Here is a 1,448-nt window from a genome sequence, read left to right as displayed (position 1 = left end):
ATGTTGGCTAACTCCGTGCTTGTGAACGATTTTGAATATGTAAAGCTTAAATTCTGAGCGACACCATTCACGTTGGTTCCACTTGCATAGTATTTCACTTTACCTGTGGAGACTTCATAACGAAGATTGCTTGTATATGCAGTACCTGCCTTATAGCGTGGGGGATAATTACCAGGATTATTGCCATCGTCCGTAAAGACTAATGATCCTCCATTCACTCTTATATATGCTGAAAAATTATTGTTGGCTTGGCTTGCTTGAACGCCGCCTTCCATGGAAAAGGAATTGGAGCCTGTTTCGATATTATAGTCTAGACCATTATAAATATATCCTGTAGCACCAGTTGTCGGAATATCGATACCGCCAGAAGTCTTAGAGGGGAGGGTGAATTGGGTTCTTGAGCCAATGTATCCTTTGACGCTAGTTTGGCGGATAAAGGGTCCGGAGTTATCACCATTTATACGAGGGTTATTATATGCAAGTGTAGTAACCTTGCCTTTGGTTGATACACTCGTTGCAGGATCAGCGTCAGGTGCAGAAGAAACATCCAGTTGTGCAAGTACATTTGCATTCTTATCATAGACAACACCGGACTCGTCCATGTAGTAGATATAGGACTGATCAACCATTTCCTGAGCGACTTCTTTCAGAATGTTTTCATTGCTTACTTCGCTCGTATTGAAACCAAATTGAGATAGAGTTCTAGCTTTTTGCGTGTAGCTCTGTTGTTTCAGCTCATCTAGGTAGTAAGCCGCATCTTCAACTTTAATTTTTGCGATTTCATTCAGGATGTCCTCCTTCGTAGTACTTGAGACATCCTCAGCAGACGCACTTGACAGAATACTTCCAGAAACAACAAGGCTGCAGACGGTAACAAGCAATGCTAATTTCTTCATCTTACCACCTCCGATAGAATTTTATAGAACAAGTTGAATATACCAAATAATGTATTTTGGTTTAATGGGAGTATTCTACTATTAAATATGGATATTTTGTTACAAGATTGTTGATTTTGCTCATGTTATGTCGAGTGAAGGGTGCTGTAGTGTTTGGGAGTAATGAGCTCCAATAGAGACATAACAGATTTATGATAGGTCATCTCTAGCGGGGATAAATTGATTTCTACTGCGTGAGCCAGATTTACTTCTGCAAGAGTGTGGTGGATACAAGAGGAACTTGCTCCCCATTGACGATTTTGGCCATGGATTCGAGACTGAAATAACGGCGTGCGACGGTCCATTCATCCTGCTGCTCGATTAAGATGGCACCGATCAGTCGGATGACGGATTCCCGATTCGGGAATATCCCTACCACATCCGAACGTCGGCGGATTTCGCGATTCAAACGCTCCAGCGGGTTGGTGGAATGAATTTGCCGCCAATGTTCCCTGGGAAAGGCCATGTAGGCCAGTACGTCACTTTCTGCCTGCTCCAGAATATCCATGGCTT

At 42.7% G+C, this 1,448-nt stretch carries 2 protein-coding genes; both read right to left on the bottom strand.

Annotated features, from left to right (window positions below):
- Positions 1-896 (bottom strand): hypothetical protein (locus F560_RS24090; RefSeq protein WP_033396601.1); only part of this gene is annotated, 896 nt, incomplete at its 3' end.
- Positions 897-1,140: 244 nt separating this feature from the next.
- On the bottom strand, positions 1,141-1,448 hold a 308-nt coding region (locus tag F560_RS24085; RefSeq protein WP_019007873.1), incomplete at its 5' end, for an IS256 family transposase.

This window comes from Cohnella laeviribosi DSM 21336, from assembly GCF_000378425.1.
Lineage (GTDB): Bacteria > Bacillota > Bacilli > Paenibacillales > Paenibacillaceae > Cohnella > Cohnella laeviribosi.
Note: the sequence above shows the minus strand (reverse complement) of the source record. Positions and strands in the feature narration are given on the sequence as shown.